At 58.6% G+C, this 18,742-nt stretch carries 20 protein-coding genes and 2 pseudogenes; 19 read left to right on the forward strand and 3 right to left on the reverse strand.

Annotated elements, in window-relative coordinates:
- Positions 1-200 precede the first annotated feature (200 nt).
- The 12 genes from DTA24_RS26070 to phnP all read left to right on the forward strand — a co-directional run bounded on the left by DTA24_RS26070 (position 201) and on the right by phnP (position 9,033).
- On the forward strand, positions 201-536 hold the full coding sequence (locus DTA24_RS26070; protein WP_008807241.1) for a zinc ribbon domain-containing protein YjdM: 336 nt from the start codon (positions 201-203) through the stop codon (positions 534-536).
- A gap of 228 nt (positions 537-764) precedes the next feature.
- Positions 765-1,199 carry a VOC family metalloprotein YjdN gene (gene yjdN / locus DTA24_RS26075; RefSeq protein ID WP_002885221.1) on the forward strand — a complete coding sequence of 145 codons (435 nt, stop codon included), beginning with the start codon at positions 765-767 and terminating at the stop codon, positions 1,197-1,199.
- Between the two features lie 155 nt (positions 1,200-1,354).
- Positions 1,355-2,080 carry a phosphonate metabolism transcriptional regulator PhnF gene (gene phnF, locus DTA24_RS26080; RefSeq protein WP_032701139.1) on the forward strand — a complete coding sequence of 242 codons (726 nt, stop codon included), beginning with the start codon at positions 1,355-1,357 and terminating at the stop codon, positions 2,078-2,080.
- Entirely contained in the window at positions 2,081-2,533 is a 453-nt protein-coding gene (phnG, locus tag DTA24_RS26085) for a phosphonate C-P lyase system protein PhnG (protein ID WP_008807243.1), read from the forward strand.
- Positions 2,530-3,114, forward strand: a complete 585-nt coding sequence (phnH, locus tag DTA24_RS26090; protein ID WP_008807244.1) for a phosphonate C-P lyase system protein PhnH — start codon at positions 2,530-2,532, stop codon at positions 3,112-3,114. Before phnG ends, phnH begins: the two co-directional genes overlap by 4 nt.
- Complete coding sequence (locus DTA24_RS26095; RefSeq protein ID WP_072125546.1) at positions 3,115-4,179, forward strand: carbon-phosphorus lyase complex subunit PhnI; 1,065 nt, start codon at positions 3,115-3,117, stop codon at positions 4,177-4,179. It abuts the gene before it with no gap.
- Entirely contained in the window at positions 4,172-5,020 is an 849-nt protein-coding gene (locus tag DTA24_RS26100) for an alpha-D-ribose 1-methylphosphonate 5-phosphate C-P-lyase PhnJ (RefSeq protein WP_002885202.1), read from the forward strand. Before DTA24_RS26095 ends, DTA24_RS26100 begins: the two co-directional genes overlap by 8 nt.
- On the forward strand, positions 5,017-5,775 hold the full coding sequence (gene phnK / locus DTA24_RS26105; protein ID WP_012543148.1) for a phosphonate C-P lyase system protein PhnK: 759 nt from the start codon (positions 5,017-5,019) through the stop codon (positions 5,773-5,775). Before DTA24_RS26100 ends, phnK begins: the two co-directional genes overlap by 4 nt.
- 107 nt (positions 5,776-5,882) lie before the next feature.
- Positions 5,883-6,563 (forward strand): phosphonate C-P lyase system protein PhnL, encoded by a 681-nt coding sequence (gene phnL, locus DTA24_RS26110; protein ID WP_008807247.1) that lies wholly within the window; start codon positions 5,883-5,885, stop codon positions 6,561-6,563.
- A complete protein-coding gene (gene phnM / locus DTA24_RS26115; RefSeq protein WP_040971115.1) occupies positions 6,560-7,696 on the forward strand; it encodes an alpha-D-ribose 1-methylphosphonate 5-triphosphate diphosphatase in 1,137 nt (378 codons plus the stop codon). Before phnL ends, phnM begins: the two co-directional genes overlap by 4 nt.
- Positions 7,696-8,259, forward strand: coding sequence for a ribose 1,5-bisphosphokinase (gene phnN / locus DTA24_RS26120; RefSeq protein WP_012543150.1), 564 nt, complete (start codon positions 7,696-7,698; stop codon positions 8,257-8,259). The genes phnM and phnN overlap by 1 nt, the downstream gene beginning before the upstream one ends.
- Positions 8,260-8,274: 15 nt before the next feature.
- Positions 8,275-9,033, forward strand: a complete 759-nt coding sequence (phnP, locus tag DTA24_RS26125; RefSeq protein WP_044649739.1) for a phosphonate metabolism protein PhnP — start codon at positions 8,275-8,277, stop codon at positions 9,031-9,033.
- Between the two features lie 22 nt (positions 9,034-9,055).
- On the opposite strand, the gene yjdP is transcribed toward phnP, so the two are convergent.
- Positions 9,056-9,409 carry a DDRRRQL repeat protein YjdP gene (gene yjdP / locus DTA24_RS26130; RefSeq protein WP_012543151.1) on the reverse strand — a complete coding sequence of 118 codons (354 nt, stop codon included), beginning with the start codon at positions 9,407-9,409 and terminating at the stop codon, positions 9,056-9,058.
- 70 nt (positions 9,410-9,479) lie between these two features.
- Positions 9,480-11,765: an ATP-binding protein gene (locus DTA24_RS26135; RefSeq protein ID WP_123837135.1), complete on the reverse strand. Its 2,286-nt coding sequence runs from the start codon at positions 11,763-11,765 to the stop codon at positions 9,480-9,482.
- Positions 11,766-11,944: 179 nt separating this feature from the next.
- Here DTA24_RS26135 and DTA24_RS26140 point away from each other — a divergent pair, with 179 nt between their 5' ends.
- The 7 genes and pseudogenes from DTA24_RS26140 to DTA24_RS28950 form a co-directional block, all read left to right on the forward strand.
- Entirely contained in the window at positions 11,945-13,465 is a 1,521-nt protein-coding gene (locus tag DTA24_RS26140) for a sugar ABC transporter ATP-binding protein (RefSeq protein WP_064324014.1), read from the forward strand.
- Entirely contained in the window at positions 13,462-14,460 is a 999-nt protein-coding gene (locus DTA24_RS26145; RefSeq protein WP_123837136.1) for an ABC transporter permease subunit, read from the forward strand. The genes DTA24_RS26140 and DTA24_RS26145 overlap by 4 nt, the downstream gene beginning before the upstream one ends.
- 30 nt (positions 14,461-14,490) lie before the next feature.
- The gene (locus DTA24_RS26150) at positions 14,491-15,432 is read left to right on the forward strand and encodes an ABC transporter substrate-binding protein (RefSeq protein WP_012543155.1); all 942 of its coding nucleotides are present in this window, start codon (positions 14,491-14,493) and stop codon (positions 15,430-15,432) included.
- Between the two features lie 74 nt (positions 15,433-15,506).
- Positions 15,507-15,722 (forward strand): annotated as a pseudogene (locus DTA24_RS26155) (sugar kinase); the annotation flags it as partial.
- Between the two features lie 480 nt (positions 15,723-16,202).
- Positions 16,203-16,751 carry a hypothetical protein gene (locus DTA24_RS26160; protein ID WP_123837137.1) on the forward strand — a complete coding sequence of 183 codons (549 nt, stop codon included), beginning with the start codon at positions 16,203-16,205 and terminating at the stop codon, positions 16,749-16,751.
- Complete coding sequence (locus tag DTA24_RS26165; RefSeq protein ID WP_123837138.1) at positions 16,730-17,377, forward strand: transglycosylase domain-containing protein; 648 nt, start codon at positions 16,730-16,732, stop codon at positions 17,375-17,377. The genes DTA24_RS26160 and DTA24_RS26165 overlap by 22 nt, the downstream gene beginning before the upstream one ends.
- Before the next feature lie 324 nt (positions 17,378-17,701).
- A pseudogene (locus tag DTA24_RS28950) lies at positions 17,702-17,785 on the forward strand (hypothetical protein); the annotation flags it as partial.
- Positions 17,786-17,827: 42 nt separating this feature from the next.
- On the opposite strand, the gene DTA24_RS26170 reads toward DTA24_RS28950, so the two are convergent.
- A complete protein-coding gene (locus DTA24_RS26170; protein WP_082228431.1) occupies positions 17,828-18,556 on the reverse strand; it encodes a response regulator transcription factor in 729 nt (242 codons plus the stop codon).
- Between the last annotated feature and the right edge of the window lie 186 nt (positions 18,557-18,742).

The raw sequence follows: 18,742 nt of genomic DNA on the forward strand, positions 1-18,742 counted from the left end.
ATTTCCTCACTCCCCCTTATCCTCTGGCGGATAATTTTGGCGGTTATTCTGCTTTCACCCGAATAGTGTGATGGGTAATTTTTACTAAAAAAACACCCGACAAAAGTGGGTGATTGCGCTATAATCAGCCACACTTTCGGCTATCAGCCGCTGTTTAGAGGACCAACGTCCTGTTTTCCGACGACATCACGAGGAACGTCATGCAACTGCCACACTGCCCAAAATGCGATTCGACTTACACTTATGAAGATAACGGCATGTACATCTGCCCGGAATGTGCCCATGAGTGGAACCCTGCCGAGGCGACAGAAGAGAGCGACGTTCTGATCGTTAAAGATGCCAATGGCAATTTACTGGCCGATGGCGATAGCGTTACCGTCGTGAAAGATCTGAAGGTAAAAGGCAGCTCTTCGATGCTGAAAATCGGCACCAAAGTGAAGAATATCCGTCTGGTCGAAGGCGATCACAATATTGACTGCAAAATTGACGGTTTTGGTCCGATGAAGCTCAAGTCGGAATTCGTCAAAAAGAACTGATTTATTTCCGGGAGGGCGGCGTCATTATTTTCCTGCACCACCGTCGCCGCTCCCGATATCATCGTGCCCCACCCGCTCCCTGTGCAACCTGTTATTTTCCGCCTCAGTCCCTGCTATTTTCAATGACCATTTCGCCGCTATGCCGCTACACATTTTCGCGCTGCCGTCTGGCTCAACAGCGTCCCCGGCGACTACGCTTTACGGGTTACGGTCACTGAGGTATTCACCATGTCCTTAAGTCCCTACCTTGCCTTTGCAGGCAACTGCGCCGAGGCAATCGCCTTCTATCAGCAGACGCTGGGCGCGGAGCTGATGTTTAAAATGACCTTTGGCGAAATGCCGCCCCCGGCGCAAGAAGCGTCAGACGGCTGCCCGTCTGGCCAGAAGATGGCAGATGATGCCATCGCCCACGCCAGCCTGCGCATCAATAATGGCGAGCTGATGCTGAGCGACAGCGCCTTCGGGCCCGATGTGCATTACGCCGGCTTCACCCTCGTCCTCGATCCCAGCGATGTCGCTGAAGGCCAGCGCTGGTTCGACGCGCTGGCCGTCGGCGGGCGCATTGAGATGGCCTGGCAGGAAACGTTCTGGGCCCACGGCTTCGGCAAAGTCGTCGACCGCTTTGGCGTCCCCTGGATGATCAACGTGGTCAAACAAGGCTGACCCCGCCAGGGCGGCCCGGCCGCCCTGTCATCCGTCTGGCACCAACTCTTCATCCTTTGGTCATCATCACTTAACCGAAATGCAACATAAACCGGTCAGGATCGGCCCACAACGCGAGGGACCTCCTCGCCTATGCTGTGTGAGGCTTGATGACTATGCACCTGTCCAGACATCCGACCAGTTATCCCACGCGCTATCAGGAAATCGCCGCCCGACTTGAGCAGGAGCTGCGCCACCACTATCGCTGCGGCGACTATCTGCCCGCCGAACAGCAGCTGGCGACGCGCTTTGACGTTAACCGCCATACCCTGCGCCGGGCTATCGACCAGCTGGTTGAACGCGGCTGGGTGCAGCGCCGTCAGGGCGTCGGCGTGCTGGTGCTGATGCGGCCGATCGATTACCCGCTTAATGCTCAGGCGCGGTTCAGCCAGAACCTGCTGGAACAGGGCAGCGATCCCACCAGCGAAAAGCTGCTGTCGGTGCTGCGCCCCGCCAGCGCGCATGTTGCCGAGGCCTTTGACATCAATGAGGGCGAGAACATCATCCACCTGCGCACCCTGCGCCGGGTCAATGGCGTCGCCTTGTGCCTGATCGACCACTACTTCGCCGACCTGCGCTTCTGGCCGGTATTGCAAACCTTCAGCCACGGATCGCTGCACGACCTGCTGCGCGATGAACTCGACGTCAAACTGACCCGGGCACGCACCAAAATCAGCGCCCGCCGCGCGCAGGCGAAAGAGAGCAAGCTGCTGGAGATCCCCAACATGGCGCCGCTGCTCTGCGTACGCACCCTCAACAGCCGCCAGGGCGAGCAGACCCCCATCGAATACTCCGTCAGCCTGACCCGCGCCGACATGATTGAATTTACCATGGAGCACTGAATGCACTTCGATACCGCCACCCGCCAGCGCTGGATGTCCGTGCTGGCTCACAGTGAACCGCAAGATCTTCTGGCGCGCATGCAGTCCCTGCAGCTGGCGCCGGCGTATGAATTGATTCGCACCCCGGAAACCGGGCTGGTACAGCTCCAGGCCCGCATGGGTGGCATCGGCGACCGTTTCTTTGCCGGCGACGCCACGCTCACCCGTGCGGCGGTACGTCTGGCCGACGGGACGCTTGGTTACAGCTGGATCTTAGGCCGCGACCGCCCGCATGCCGAACGCTGCGCGGCCATCGACGCCCTGCTGCAGTCGCCTCGCCATTTTCATACGTTAATGGAAACCCTGATAACCCCGCTGGAAGCGCTACGCAGCGCGCGCATTGAAGCCCGACGCGCCGAAGTCAACGCCAGCCGGGTCGACTTCTTTACCCTGGTTCGCGGAGATAACGCATGACCTTACAACCCGCTTTTACCCTGGCTGTGCAGGATGCCCAACACAGTTTTCGTCGCCTGCTGAAAGCGATGAGCGAGCCGGGGGTGATTGTCTCCCTGCAGCAGCTTCAGCACGGCTGGCAGCCATTGAACGTGGCCTCCACCAGCCTGCTGTTGACCCTTGCCGATCATGAAACGCCGGTCTGGCTCGCCAGCGCTCTGCATAACGATCTGGTGGGACAGAATCTACGCTTTCATACCGGCGCGCCGCTGGTGGACCAGCCGCAGCAGGCGGTTTTTGCCGTCGCCAATGACGGCATCAGCGCCGAGCAGCTCAACGTCCTTTCCGCTGGCACCGTCACCGCTCCGGAAACCGGCGTCACGCTGATTGTTCAGCTCGCCAGCCTCAGCGGCGGACGCATGCTGCGCCTGACCGGGGCAGGCATTGCCGAAGAGCGAATGATTGCGCCGCAGCTGCCGGACTGCATCATCGACGAATTAACTGAACGCCCGCATCCGTTCCCGCTGGGCATCGACCTGATCCTCACCTGCGGCGAGCGCCTGCTGGCGATCCCGCGCACCACCCACGTGGAGGTTTGCTAAATGTATGTAGCCGTCAAGGGCGGCGAGAAGGCGATCCTCGCCGCTCACGCCTTACAGGAACAGAAACGGCGGGGCGATGGACGGCTTCCCGAACTGAGCGTTGATCAGATAGGCGACCAGCTCAACCTGGCGGTGGACCGGGTGATGACCGAGGGCGGCATCGCCGACCGCGAACTGGCGGCGCTGGCGCTCAAGCAGGCCAGCGGTGATAACGTCGAAGCGATCTTCCTGCTGCGCGCCTACCGCACCACCCTGCCGCGGCTGGCGGTCAGCGAACCGATTAACACTGCGGAGATGCGCCTCGAACGCCGCATCTCCGCAGTGTACAAAGACATTCCCGGCGGCCAGCTGCTGGGCCCCACCTACGACTACACCCATCGCCTGCTCGATTTTACCCTGCTGGCCAACGGCGAAGCGCCGTCTGTGCAGAAAGCCGATGGCGAAGCAGAGCCGACGCCGCACGTCTTTAGCCTGCTCACGCAGCAGGGGCTGGCGAAGGCCGAGGAAGATCGCGGCACGCCGCCCGACGATATCACCCGCACCCCGCCGGTCTACCCCTGCTCGCGTTCCTCGCGCCTGCAGCAGCTGATGCGCGGCGATGAAGGTTACCTGCTGGCGCTGGCCTATTCGACCCAGCGCGGCTATGGCCGCAACCATCCGTTTGCCGGCGAGATCCGCAGCGGCTACGTGCAGGTGGAAATCGTGCCGGAAGAGCTGGGCTTTAGCGTCAATATTGGCGAGCTGCTGCTCACCGAATGCGAAATGGTCAACGGCTTCGTCGCCCCGCAGGATGAGCCGCCGCACTTCACCCGCGGCTACGGTCTGACCTTCGGCATGAGCGAGCGCAAAGCAATGGCCATGGCCCTCGTCGACCGCGCCCTGCAGGCGCCAGACTATGACGAAGAGATTGCTGGCCCGGCTCAGGATGAAGAGTTTGTGCTGGCCCATGCCGATAACGTCGAAGCGGCCGGCTTCGTCTCGCATCTGAAACTACCGCACTATGTCGATTTCCAGGCCGAACTGGCGCTGTTGAAACGCCTGCAACGGGAGAACGAACGTGGCTAACCCACTGACTGGCTATAACTTTGCTTATCTCGACGAGCAAACCAAGCGCATGATCCGCCGGGCGATCCTCAAAGCGGTGGCCATTCCCGGCTACCAGGTGCCGTTCGGCGGTCGCGAAATGCCAATGCCCTACGGCTGGGGCACCGGCGGCATCCAGCTGACCGCCAGCGTCATCGGCGAGAACGACGTGCTGAAGGTGATTGACCAGGGCGCGGATGACACCACCAACGCGGTGTCGATTCGTCAGTTCTTTAAGCGCGTCACCGGTGTCGCCACCACCGAGCGTACCGAAGACGCCACCCTGATCCAGACCCGCCACCGGATCCCGGAGACGCCGCTGGTGGAGGATCAGATCCTGATCTATCAAGTGCCGATCCCGGAGCCGCTGCGCTTTATCGAGCCGCGCGAAACCGAAACCCGCACCATGCACGCGCTGGAAGAGTACGGCGTCATGCAGGTGAAACTGTATGAAGATATCGCCCGCTTCGGCCATATCGCCACCACCTACGCCTACCCGGTGAAGGTCAATGGCCGCTACGTGATGGACCCTTCGCCGATCCCGAAATTCGATAACCCGAAAATGCACATGATGCCGGCGCTGCAGCTGTTCGGCGCCGGGCGCGAAAAGCGGATCTACGCGGTGCCGCCCTATACCCCGGTGGAAAGTCTCGATTTCGATGACCATCCATTTACCGTGCAGGAGTGGGATGAGCCCTGCGCCATCTGCGGCTCGCGCCACAGCTACCTCGACGAAGTGGTACTGGATGACAGCGGCCAGCGGATGTTTGTCTGCTCCGATACCGACTATTGCCGCCAGCAGAGCGAGGGGCAGAAAAAATGAGCCAGCCATTACTTGCTGTGAATAACCTGACCCATCTCTACGCCCCGGACAAAGGTTTTCGCGATGTCTCCTTCGAACTGTGGCCGGGAGAAGTTCTCGGCATCGTCGGGGAATCCGGCTCCGGTAAAACCACCCTGCTGAAGGCGATCTCTGCCCGCCTGACGCCGCAGCAGGGCGAGGTGCTGTACCAGCAGCGCTCGCTGTATGCCATGAGCGAAGCCGAACGCCGCCGCCTGCTACGTACCGAATGGGGCGTGGTGCATCAGCACCCGATGGACGGCCTGCGTCGCCAGGTCTCCGCCGGGGGCAACATCGGCGAACGGCTGATGGCCACCGGCGCCCGCCACTACGGCAACATTCGCGCCACCGCCGAAAAGTGGCTGCAGGAGGTGGAGATCCCGCCCTCACGCATCGACGACCTGCCCACTACCTTTTCCGGCGGCATGCAGCAGCGTCTGCAGATCGCCCGCAATCTGGTTACCCAGCCGAAGCTGGTGTTTATGGATGAACCCACCGGCGGGCTGGATGTGTCCGTGCAGGCGCGGCTGCTTGATCTGCTGCGCGGCCTGGCGGTGGAGCTGAATCTCGCGGTGGTGATTGTTACCCACGATCTCGGCGTCGCCCGTCTGCTGGCGAACCGTCTGCTGGTGATGAAGCAGGGCCAGGTAGTCGAGAGTGGCTTAACCGACCGGGTGCTCGACGATCCGCATCACCCTTATACCCAGCTGCTGGTGTCGTCGGTGTTGCAGAATTGATGCTGTTTTGCCGGGTGGCGGCTACGCCTTACCCGGCCTACAGGTGCGTTATTCGTAGGCCGGGTAAGCGAAGCGCCACCCGGCAACCCAACCCCGCGAGGGCTAACATGATCCGCGTTGAAAACATCCATAAAACCTTTGTTCTGCACCAGCAGCACGGCGTGCGCCTGCCGGTGCTGGCCGACGCCTCGCTGACCGTTAACGCCGGGGAGTGCGTGGTACTCCACGGTCACTCCGGCAGCGGCAAATCGACGTTGCTGCGTTCGCTGTATGCCAATTATCTGCCGGACAGCGGCCATATCCACATCCGCCACGGCGAGGAATGGGTGGATCTGGTCACCGCCACCCCACGCAAGGTACTGGAAGTGCGCAAAACCACCATCGGCTGGGTCAGCCAGTTTCTGCGGGTGATCCCGCGCATTTCAGCGCTGGAGGTGGTGATGCAGCCGCTGCTCGACCTTGGGACGCCGCGTGAAGCGAGCGCCGCGAAAGCCGCCCAGCTCCTGACCCGCCTCAACGTTCCGGAACGCCTGTGGCACCTTGCGCCGTCGACCTTTTCAGGCGGCGAGCAGCAGCGGGTCAACATCGCCCGCGGCTTTGCGGTCGACTATCCGATTCTGCTCCTTGATGAGCCCACCGCCTCACTGGATGCCAAAAACAGTGCTGCCGTGGTCAACCTGATCCACGATGCCAAAGCGCGCGGCGCGGCCATCGTGGGGATTTTCCATGACGAAGGGGTACGCCGTCAGGTCGCCGACCGACTGCACCCCATGGGAATGACAGCATGATTATCAATAACGTAAAACTGGTTCTCGACGACGACGTGGTCCACGGTTCACTGGAAGTCCAGCACGGTCGCATCCTCGCTTTCGCCGAAAGCCAGAGTCGGCTGCCGCAGGCGCTGGATGGGGAAGGCGGCTGGCTGCTGCCGGGCCTTATCGAACTGCATACCGATAACCTCGACAAGTTCTTTACCCCGCGACCGAAGGTGGACTGGCCGGCCCACTCGGCGATGAGCAGCCATGACGCCATGATGGTCGCCAGCGGCATCACCACCGTGCTCGACGCCGTGGCGATTGGCGACGTGCGTGATGGCGGCGATCGTCTTGAGAATCTGGAGAAGATGGTCAATGCGGTGGAAGAGACGCAAAAGCGCGGCCTCAACCGCGCCGAGCATCGCCTGCACCTGCGCTGCGAGCTGCCGCATCACACCACGCTGCCGCTGTTTGAAAAGCTGATTGACCGCGAGTCGGTGAGCATGGTCTCTCTGATGGACCACTCGCCAGGCCAGCGTCAGTACGCCGATCGCAGCAAGTACCGCGATTACTATCAGGGCAAATACCATCTCACTCACGACGAAATGGACCGTTTTGAAGCCGAGCAGATGGCCCTGGCCGCCACCTGGTCGCAGCCGAATCGTCAGACCATCGCCGCCATGTGCCGCGCCCGTCGTATCGCCCTCGCCAGCCACGACGACGCCACCGAGGCGCATGTGGCCGAATCCCGTCAGTTAGGTAGCGTCATCGCCGAGTTTCCCACCACACTGGCCGCAGCGCAGGCTTCACGTCAGCATGGGATGCACGTCCTGATGGGCGCCCCCAATATCGTGCGCGGCGGTTCCCACTCTGGCAACATCGCGGCGCACCAGCTGGCGAGCAGTGGTTTGCTGGACATTCTCTCGTCTGACTATTACCCCGCCAGCCTGCTGGATGCCGCTTTCCGCATCGCCGACGCCGAGGATAACGCCTTCACCCTGGCGCAGGCGATCCGTCTGGTCAGCAAGCATCCGGCGCAGGCGCTGGGCCTTGACGATCGCGGCGTCATCGCCGAGGGGAAACGCGCCGACCTGGTGCTGGCGCGCCGTCGCGGCGAGCATGTGCACATCGACCATGTCTGGCGCCAGGGAACGAGGGTCTTTTAATGCCGGGAAAACTGATTTGGCTGGTGGGCCCCTCTGGCTCCGGTAAAGACAGCCTGCTGGCGGCGCTGCGCGAGCGCGAGCACCCGCAGCTGCTGGTGGCCCATCGTTACATTACCCGCCCGTTTAACGCGGGCAGCGAGAATCATATCGCCCTCAGCGAACATGAATTTTTTACCCGCGCCGAGCAGCATCTTTTTGCTCTCAGCTGGCACGCCAACAATACTTACTATGGCATTGGCGTGGAGATCGACCTGTGGCTGCACGCTGGCTTTGACGTGGTGGCCAACGGCTCCCGCGCCCACCTGGCGCTGGCCCGGGAACGCTACGGCGAGGTGCTGGTGCCGATCTGTCTCGCCGTCTCGCCGCCGGTGCTCCGCCAGCGGCTGGAGCAGCGCGGCCGGGAAAACGCACTGGAAATCGCCCAGCGTCTGGATCGCGCCGCGCGCTATAAGCCGGACAATTGCCTGACGTTGAATAATGACGGGAGTCTTCGACAATCGGTTGACGATTTCTTCCGCCTGCTGCGCAGCCACGTGGCACGCGTAGAGGATCAGCCGGTATGAGTGAAAGGTGACACGATGAGCCTGACAATCCGTTTAACCGGCACCGGCGGCGCCCAGCTGGTGCCCGTCTTCGGTTGCGACTGCGCGGCCTGCCGCCGCGCCCGCCGCGAGGAGAGCCACCGACGCCGCCCCTGTAGCGGCGTGGTCACGTTCAACAGCGCCGTGACGCTGCTTGATGCCGGACGACCGGATCTGATGGAACATCATCCCGCCGGTAGTTTTCAGCAGGTGCTGCTGACCCACTACCATCTGGATCATGTGCAGGGGCTGTTTCCGCTGCGCTGGGGAGTCGGCGCGTCGATCCCGGTCTATGGCCCGCCGGACGACGCCGGCTGCGACGATCTGCTCAAGCACCCCGGCCTGCTCGATTTTAGCCAAACCGTCACGCCGTTTGTGGTGTTTGACCTGCAGGGGTTGCGGGTAACGCCCCTGCCGCTCAACCACTCGAAGCTCACCTTCGGTTATCTGCTGGAGTCGGCCCACAGCCGGGTGGCCTGGCTCTCGGATACCGTCGGGCTGCCGGACAAGACGCTGAAGTTTTTACTCAACAACCGCCCGCAGGCGATGATCATTGATTGCAGTCATGAGCCGCGCGCGCAGACCCCGCGTAACCACAACGATCTAAACACCGTCCGCCACCTTAACCAGGTGATAGGCTGTCCGCGGGTGATCCTCACCCATATCAGCCACCAGTTAGATGTCTGGATGATGGATAACCCGCTGCCGACAGGTTTCGAAGCGGGATATGACGGGATGGAAATCGTGCTGGATTAAGTGCAGGTCCGTTGCGGAGCGATCAGTAGCTATCATCCAGACGACGCTGGTCGCTTTCTAACTGGCGACGATCCTGATCGAGCTGGCGCTGGCGTTCGTCAAGCTGGCGGCGGCGATCGTCCAGTTGCCGTTGTCGATCGTCATACTGACGCTGGCTGTCGCGGCTCTGCTGACGGCTCCCCTGATAGCGCCCGTCATCATACCGGCCATCATCATCGTATCTGTCGTCGTCATCGGAGCGGTTGCTACCCGGGTTATAGGCGTCGTTAATGGCTTGCTGAATATTGCCGATCGCGTCATCGATAATATCGGCGCGAGCGGCCAGGCTGGTCAGCGACAGGGTGCAAAAGAGCAGTGCAGTTGCGTAACGTTTCATCGGGGCCAATCTCGTCAGAGTCCTGCCGCTACCTTAATCAAGCGTACAACCCCCGAGTAGCGGAGGAATCTCAAATCCTCGCGTACGCCGCGCTCAGCGCCTGCGCCAGCTGGGCGCGGGTAAACGGCTTACGCAGCCACTCCACTTCCGGCAGGGCCGGATTCTGCGCCGGACGCAAATCCTGGCCGCTGATCAGCAGCACCGGCAGCGCCGGAAAGCGGCGTCGGGCGGTATGGATCACGTCGGCGCCGCTCAGCGCGCCGGGCAGCATCAGATCGCTAATCAACAGAGCGATATCCGGCGACGCCTCCAGCAGCTGCAGCGCCTCTTCGCCACTCGGCGTCTCCAGCGTCAGCCAGCCCAACTGATGCAGCTGTTCACACAGCGTCTGGCGTACATCTTCTTCATCTTCCAGCACCAGCGCCAGCCGTTCTCCCGCCGGCAGCGGCTCGTCCTCCGCTGGCGCCACCGTCGTCTCAACCTCGGTCATCGCCCGCGGCAGCTGCAGCTGCACCGTCGTCCCCTGCCCCGGCGCGCTCTCCAGCGCCACCCGGCCGCCCGACTGGCGCACAAAGCCATACACCATCGACAGTCCCAGACCGCTGCCGCTGCCGGTGGCTTTGGTGGTGAAGAACGGTTCAAACACCCGGGCTTTCACCGCCTGTGACATCCCGCTGCCATGATCGATCACCTCCAGGGCCACCATATCCTGCCGCTGACCGCTGCTGCGGGTGACCCGCTGATTCCAGGTGCGTATTTTGATAACCCCGTCGCGCCCGGCCATGGCGTCACGGGCGTTCATCACCAGATTGATCAGGGCGTTTTCCAGCTGGCCAACGTCTATCCATGCCGGCCACGCCGGCGACTGCGCCTCAATCTCCAGACTTAAGGTCGCCGGCAGGGAGTGACGCATCAGCTCGCTGAGGTTCTCCAGCAGCGGCGCCATCGCCACCGCCTGGGGATGCAGCGCCTGTTTGCGCGAAAAGGCCAGCAGCCGCTGAGTCAGAAGCGCCCCACGCTCCGCCGCCTTCAGCGCCCTGGAGAGGCGCGGCGCATCGCGTGCGTCCGGTTCCACCAGCTCGAGGCTGCCGATGATCACCGCCAGCAGGTTGTTAAAGTCATGCGCCAGCCCCCCGGTCAACTGGCCGACGGCCTTCATCTTCTGGCTGTGCAGCAGCGCTTCTTCAAGCTCCTGGCGCTTAATTCGATCGATCTCCATCTGGGTGGTCTTCTCTTTCAGCAGCCGGGTGGTGTGCTCCAGCGACGCCGTATTGCGGGCGAAAACGTTAAAGGCTCGCGCCAGCTCGCCCAGCTCATCGCGCCGCTGCAGGGCCGGCACCGAGACGTTCGGCTCCCCCTGAGCCAGCCGCGACATCGCCAGGGAGATGGCGGTCAGGTTCGAGCCAAGGTTACGGTAGATATACCACCCGGCGCAGCCGGTGATCGCCAGCGCCAGCAGCGCGGAAAGCAGAATAAACATGCTGATGGAGCGCAGCTCCCGATGGCTCTGCGCTGCCCGCTGCTCTGAGGCTTCCGCCACCCGGGTCACGTACTGATTGATATCCTCGTTAAGCAACGCGACCAGCGCTTTGATGTGGTACATGTACCAGCTGATCGTCAGATCGCTCTCCTCCAGCTGGGCCGACAGCGGGGCCAGCGTCGCCAGTTCCCGGTTGACGTCGGGCAGGAAAAACGCCAGCGCGGGATCGGCGCTGCCTGCCGGCAGGTCGCCGCGCAGCTGGTCGAGCTGCAGAACGATCGACCGCGGCGTAACGGTATGGATCGCGGCCACGATCAGCCGGTCCATCTCGGCCAGCCGGCGCGGATCGATCGCCTTATCCCCGCCGCGATCGTTAAGATCGGCGAGATGGCGCAGGTTGCTCTGATTCTGGTAAAGCGAACTCAGCAGCGCATTGCGCTGCAGATGGCGGCGCTGGCCGCGCTCCAGCATCTCCGCCACGCTCTGCTGCAGCGCGTTGCTGCGTCGAATAATATTGGCCACCCGCGCCTGCTCCTGCTGCGCCAGCGGGGCCGCCGCCAGCTGGGCCAGCGAGTGCTTCAGCGCCTGCTGCGTCGCCAGCAGCCGTTCCGCTTCGCTTTTGTACTCCAGCGCCCCCACCACCTGCGACAGGCGCACCGCCGCCGTGGCGACATTCGCCGTGTCCCGCGCCAGATCCATACTGCCGCGCATGTCGTTGAGAGTCTGGCGCTGCACCTGCTCCTGCAGCTGGCTGGCGTGGTGAAAGCCGAACACCGCCACGCCGCTCACCAACAGGGTGACCACGCCCATCAGCAGATTAAAGGAGAGCAGGCGGCCACGGGCGCTGGTGAAAAACGGGTGTCGGCGAGCGGTCATAGCAACTCCGGTGAAGGATCGGTCGGCAGATAAGCGTGACGGTGCAGAAAATGACGCCGCGTAACTGTGATCGCGGTTAACTATTTATCACTATGACAAATATGAATGGATTCTGACATTCTGCATTTATTTTCCGGTGGTGGACTGCAGCTATTGTTCTCACAGACAGGAGCGCCGCGATGACCGCCACCCCGGTACTGGAAATGCGCCATATTGCCAAAGTCTTTGGCAAATTCTACGCGCTGAAAGGCGTCGACCTGACGGTCTGGCCAGGGGAGATCCATGCCCTGATGGGAGAAAACGGCGCCGGAAAAAGCACGCTGATGAAGATCCTTGCCGGCGCCTATACCGCCACCAGCGGCGAGATCCTGATCGACGGAAAACCGCAAACCATCCGCGGCCCCAAGGACGCGCTGGCCGCTGGGATCACGTTGATCTATCAGGAGATGCAGCTGGCGCCGAACCTGACCGTCGCGGAAAACATTTTCCTCGGCAGCGAGCTGGCGCGCGGTGGCCTGGTGCAGCGCAAAGCCATGCTCAGCCAGGCGCAGGCGGTGATCGACCGTCTCGGCGCCCAGTTCAAAGCCAGCGACCGGGTGATGACCCTGACCATCGCCGAACAGCAGCAGGTGGAGATCGCCCGGGCGCTCCACCGTCAAAGCCGCATTCTGGTGATGGATGAACCCACCGCCGCCCTCTCCTCGCGGGAAACCCAGCGCCTGTTCGAGCTCATCCTGCGCCTGCGCGATGAGGGAATGGCGATTATCTATATCAGCCACCGCATGGCGGAAGTGTATGAGCTCTCCGACCGCGTCAGCGTCCTGCGCGACGGGCAGTATGTCGGCAGCCTGGTGCGCGACAAGCTCAACGCGCCGGAGCTGGTGCGCATGATGGTCGGCCGCCCGCTCAGCGATCTGTTCAATAAAGAACGTGACATTCCCCGCGGCCAGCCGCGCCTGCGGGTCGAGGATCTGACCGATGGCGGCAAGGTTAAGCCCAGCAGCCTCGTGGTGCATGCTGGCGAAATCGTCGGCCTCGCCGGGCTGGTCGGCGCCGGACGGTCCGAACTGGCGCAGCTGATCTTCGGCGTGCGCAAAGCCACTGGCGGGGTGATTGAGATCGACGGCGAGCCGGTGGTGATCCACTCGCCGCGCGAAGCCATCGACCTCGGGATCGGCTTTCTGACCGAAAACCGCAAAGAACAGGGGTTGTTTCTCGAACTGGCAGCCCAGGAAAACATCACCATGGCGACGCTGGAGCGCGACGCGAACTGGGGGATGCTCAACCGCCGGAAGGCGCAAACCATCTCCGATGACGCCATCCAGTTGCTTAACATCCGCGTGCCGCACGCCCAGGTGCGCGCCGGCGGGCTGTCCGGCGGCAACCAGCAGAAATTATTGATTTCACGCTGGGTGGCGATTGGCCCGCGCATTCTGATCCTCGATGAACCCACCCGCGGCGTCGACGTCGGCGCGAAAAGCGAGATTTACCGCATCATGAACGACATGGCGCGCCAGGGCGTCGCCATTCTGATGATCTCCAGCGAACTGCCCGAAGTGGTGGGCATGAGCGACCGGGTCTATGTGATGCGCGAGGGCGCTATCGCCGGCGAGTTACAGGCCGGCGATATCAGCCAGGAAAGTATCATGACGCTGGCCACCGGCGTGAACGATTCTCACCTTAAGGCAGGGCAACTATGAGCATACCGAAAGAGACCTCCGCGCCGGTCGCGAAATCCGCTTCGGCGAAAAAAATGTTGATGGGCGACCTGATGCAGACCGTCGGCATTCTGCCGATCCTCATCCTGATCGTCGCCGTTTTCGGCTTTATCGCCCCCAACTTTTTCACGGAAAGCAATCTGCTGAATATCACCCGCCAGGCCTCGATCAACATTGTGCTGGCGGCGGGAATGACCTTCATCATTCTTACCGGCGGCATTGACCTCTCCGTCGGCTCCATTCTCGGCACCACCGCGGTGGCGGCAATGGTGGTGTCGCTGATCCCGGAGCTGGCGTTGCTGTCGATTCCGGCGGCGCTGATGCTCGGCCTGCTGCTTGGGCTGTTCAACGGCACGCTGGTCGCCTTCGCCGGGTTACCGCCGTTTATCGTCACCCTCGGCACCTACACGGCGCTGCGCGGCGCCGCCTATCTGCTGGCTGACGGCACCACGGTGATCAACTCCGATATCAGCTTTGAGTGGATCGGCAATGACTATCTCGGCCCGGTGCCGTGGCTGGTGGTCATCGCCCTGGCGGTTATCGCGGTGTGCTGGTTTATCCTGCGCCGCACTACCCTTGGGGTGCATATCTACGCGGTGGGCGGCAACATGCAGGCGGCGCGGCTGACCGGCATCAAAGTCTGGCTGGTGCTGCTGTTTGTCTACGGCATGAGCGGCCTGCTCTCCGGTCTTGGCGGGGTGATGAGCGCCTCGCGGTTATACAGCGCCAACGGCAACCTCGGCGTCGGCTACGAACTGGATGCCATCGCCGCGGTCATTCTCGGCGGCACCAGCTTCGTCGGTGGTATCGGCACCATCACCGGTACGCTGGTGGGGGCGCTGATTATCGCCACCCTCAATAACGGCATGACCCTGATGGGGGTCTCCTACTTCTGGCAACTGGTGATCAAAGGGGCGGTGATCATCATTGCGGTGCTGATCGACAAATACCGTACCCGACACCATCAAAGTGCATAACAACACCATCTTACCTGCGAGGAAAAGCGAATGCGTTTAAAACCGATAGTGACCGCGCTGTGTGCTGGCGCGCTGCTGGCCGCCTCCCCCTTTGCGTCGGCCAAAGAACTGAAAGCGATTGGCGTGACAGTGGGCGACCTTGCCAACCCGTTCTTTGTGCAGATCACCAAAGGGGCGGAGCTGGAGGCCCGCAAGCTGGCGGGAGATAATGTCAAAGTGACGCTGGTCTCCAGCGGCTACGATTTGGGCCAGCAGGTGGCGCAGATCGATAACTTTATCGCCGCCAAAGTCGATATGATCATCCTCAACGCCGCCGATTCGAAGGGCATTGGCCCGGCGGTGAAGCGGGCCAAAGAGGCCGGGATCGTGGTGGTGGCGGTTGACGTCGCCGCCGAAGGCGCCGACGCCACCATTACCTCCGATAACACCCAGGCGGGCGAGCTGGCCTGTAAATACATTAGCGACCGCCTGAACAACAAAGGCAGCGTGGTGATCATCAACGGGCCGCCGGTATCTGCGGTACAAAACCGCGTCGAAGGCTGCGAAACGGAGTTCAAAAAACACCCAGATATAAAAATCCTCTCCTCCAACCAGAACGCTAAAGGCAGCCGGGAAGGCGGCCTGGAGGTGATGACCTCCCTGCTGGCGGCCAATCCGAAGATTGACGGCGTGTTCGCGATCAACGATCCGACGGCGATTGGCGCCGATCTGGCGGCGAAACAGGCGCAGCGTAGCGAATTCTTCATCGTGGGCGTCGACGGCAGCCCGGACGGCGAAGAGGCGCTGAAGCGTAAGAACTCCCTGTTCGTCGCGACGCCGGCGCAGGATCCGCAGGTGATGGCGGCGAAGGCGGTGGAGATTGGCTACGACATCCTGCAGGGCAAGCCGGCGCCGACCGCGCCAGTGCTAATCCCGGTGACGATGATCGACAAAAACAACGTCAGCTCTTACAAAGGCTGGACCGTGAAATAAGCGCAACCCGGCGCACAATCGTTCCGCCGATTGTGCGCTACGCTTAACGAGTATGACGGCGCGGAGTAGCGATCATGGAACGTAAAGGGATTATTGCCGCAGGCAACATGCTGGTCGATCATGTCCATCAGATCAGGCAGTGGCCGGAGCGCGGCTGGCTGGTGGAAATTGTCCATAGCGAACGCGCCACCGGCGGCGCCCCGCTGAATGTCCTGCTGACCCTGGCTAAAATGCATGCCGGACTGCCGCTGCAGGCGGTTGGCCTGATTGGCGAGGATAACGACGGCGATTAAAATCCCATCAAATTTTTAATAAAATCAATAATATGAAATTTTCCCGATTTTATTTTGTATTATATATCTATTTCTTCAATTTTCTACCTTTCCACTAAGAAGATTGCTTTACAGCGAGATAGGAATCTTCATCTCTTCCATTGGGCTTAGCATGATCTGCTTCTGAGACTGAAATCCCGTACTGGTGTCTTCTTCATTATCCCTATAATTTTGTCAATAGATAGAGTAAACAACGACTACATCTTCTTGATCATTATCAAAAGAAATAGGCTTTGTTGAGCAAATTATATTTGGGAACAGCATCCTCAAAGCTAGCGGTACTGTCAGACAATGCATATCTGCTTCCGTCATTCTGTTCAACGGATATGCCGTGGCCGAAGCTTCTACAACCTAATTCTCGTAGTCTGTATTGCTTTTTGTTATTAAATGTTACATTCTAAGTCACAGTTTTTGTGTTCAGATAACTTGGGTATCTTTATGGAGCAATTAACTAATTTGTGTACAATCGTCTGGGTTTGGATGAAAGATTTTGCTACATATATATCTGAAAATTCAATTCTTAGTGGTACTATAGCAACTTTATTTGCCGCATTCCTTATATTCGTATTTAAAGAATATATAAAAAAACCACCAAATTTTTCTGGCGTCTTTGAAATAGAGTGTACAACATTAAACTCTGCTTATAATCCATATATAAATTTAATATCATATTATAACTTGATTTTAATTTGTGATAACAATGTAATTGAAGGACATATCGAGAAAATACGAGATATCGAAAGTAATTGTTTTATAAGAAATTACATTGGTAAACAAAGGAATATTGGTGAAGTGAGTGGGATCATTAAAAGAAATTACTTGAGACCTAACCATGCATCCCTGAATATAAAAATAAATGGGGAAAGAAGAGAATATACAATATTATTATATTTCCGTAAAGTAAATACCGAAGTTATGTATGGAAAGTTTTGGTCGACTGCTGCAGATTCCTCAGGAAATGTCAAATGGAAGCGAAACGTTTTTTGATTTTAATTCTATCAGTACCTTATTTGTTACTAACTTTTGTAGTTACGAAAATTAGAGTTAAAAGCATAGTCAATGATTATAAAAAATGTATTGATTATATAAATATCAATTCAAAAAATGAAATAGCCTCGTCGCTGATTTCTATATTAATAGTGGCTGAAGACCATCGTCACTTACTACATATGGGTATTGATCCAATTGCTATTATTAGAGCAATCTATCTAAAAACATTTAAAAATACACATCAAGGAGCAAGCACAATTGATCAGCAACTTGTTAGAACAATAACTAAAAGATATGAGAAAACAATACGGAGAAAGCTCAGGGAACAAATACTAGCTATTCTTATAAGGCGTGTATCAACGCCAAATGATATTTGTAAGTGCTACATATCATGTTGCTATTATGGCTATAACACTTATGGAATTGATAAACTTTTAGCCAAGGAGGAAAATATTTGTGAATATGGTATAATCGCCAGAATTAAATACCCATTCAGAAAAAACTTTGATCTTAGAACCGAGATGAAATACCACCAACGAATTTTTTATCTCAGACACTTACATCATAAAAAAGCTAAAAAAATATCAATTTCTCTACGTAACAATTCAAAGCATAAATTATAGATAAAAATTACAACTCCTTTCATTGAATTTTAACAATGGTAGCTTTCAGCCCGTTTTCCAATTATTATGTTTTGTTTAGCTCGTTCATTTTTCCACTTTCTATTCAGATTTTAATTTGATACTTATTTTATTATCAATCATTTAAGAGTTCTTTCTTCACTTATCTTTTTTTATATTCTTAAGTCGAAAAACAAAATTTAAATGCCTAATTGCTCCCTTACCTCTTCGACTTCAGTTGCTCTACTATTGAAACGGCTACCACTCTTAGGTCTAAATTTGTTAGTAGCTGCATTTGCTGTTTCTGCATAATTGAACCATACACACGCCAGCCTGCAGGCCGCCAACGCGATCGAAGGCGCCAAAACGCTCCCTGAGCTGCTGGCGTTTATTCAGTTGCAGAATGGTTAGATACTCCAGCGCCGGGCGGGCCGGTCAGGCAGCAAACCCGCCCTACGCCGCCTTATCGCTGTGGGTCACATCGGCGGAAAAGACATAGCCCAGACCGCGCAGGGTTTTAATCAACGTCGGCTGATGCGGGTTTAACTCGATTTTGCGGCGCAGGCGCATGATCAGCACGTCGATGGTCCGGTCGAACACCTCAGTGCTTTCATTATGAGTCAGCGCCAGCAGCTGTTCGCGATTCAATACCCGGCGCGCGTTCTGCGCCAGCGCCAGCAGCAGGCCATATTCTCCCTGGGTCAGCGGGATCGCCTGCTGCTGCGGGTTATACAGTTCGCAGCGCGTGGTATCCAGCCGCCAGCCGTTAAACGTCAGGCCGCTGCCGACGCCCGACGTCTCGCCGGCCAGCGCCCCGCTGCGTCGCAGTACCGCTTTCACCCGGGCGACCACCACCCGCGAGCTGAAAGGTTTGGCGATGTAATCATCGGCGCCCATCTCCAGGCCCACCACTACATCAGACTCACTGCCCAGACCAGACAGCATCACCACCGGCAGCTCAGGCCGCGTGCGCTGCAGCTGCTGAAGCACCTGCAGACCATGAGTATCCGGCAGGATCATATCCAGCAAAACCAGCGCGATGTCTGCCCGCTGCGCCACCCTCGCCAGCGCGTCGCCGCCGGTCTGGCAGACCAATACTTCAAACGCGTGCGCGCCAAGCACATCGCTGAGCATTTCGCCCATCGCTATGTCGTCATCCACCACCAAAATGACTGGTTTCATCTTTGCCTCTGCCCGCGGGGAATTAGTGTCAGTCTGATCGATTCTGCAAGCCTGCGCCGACAAATTCCTCTCCCGGTGACATTTTTTCAAGCGCCGTCACATCTCCGGCGTATCGACACGTCAAATCTGTCGACAGGCTGTTTTTCGTCAGCATTTCGCCCAAAAAAGCCGCGTATCATCAAGGAA

The organism is Klebsiella sp. P1CD1, assembly GCF_003790505.1.
Lineage (GTDB): Bacteria > Pseudomonadota > Gammaproteobacteria > Enterobacterales > Enterobacteriaceae > Klebsiella > Klebsiella variicola.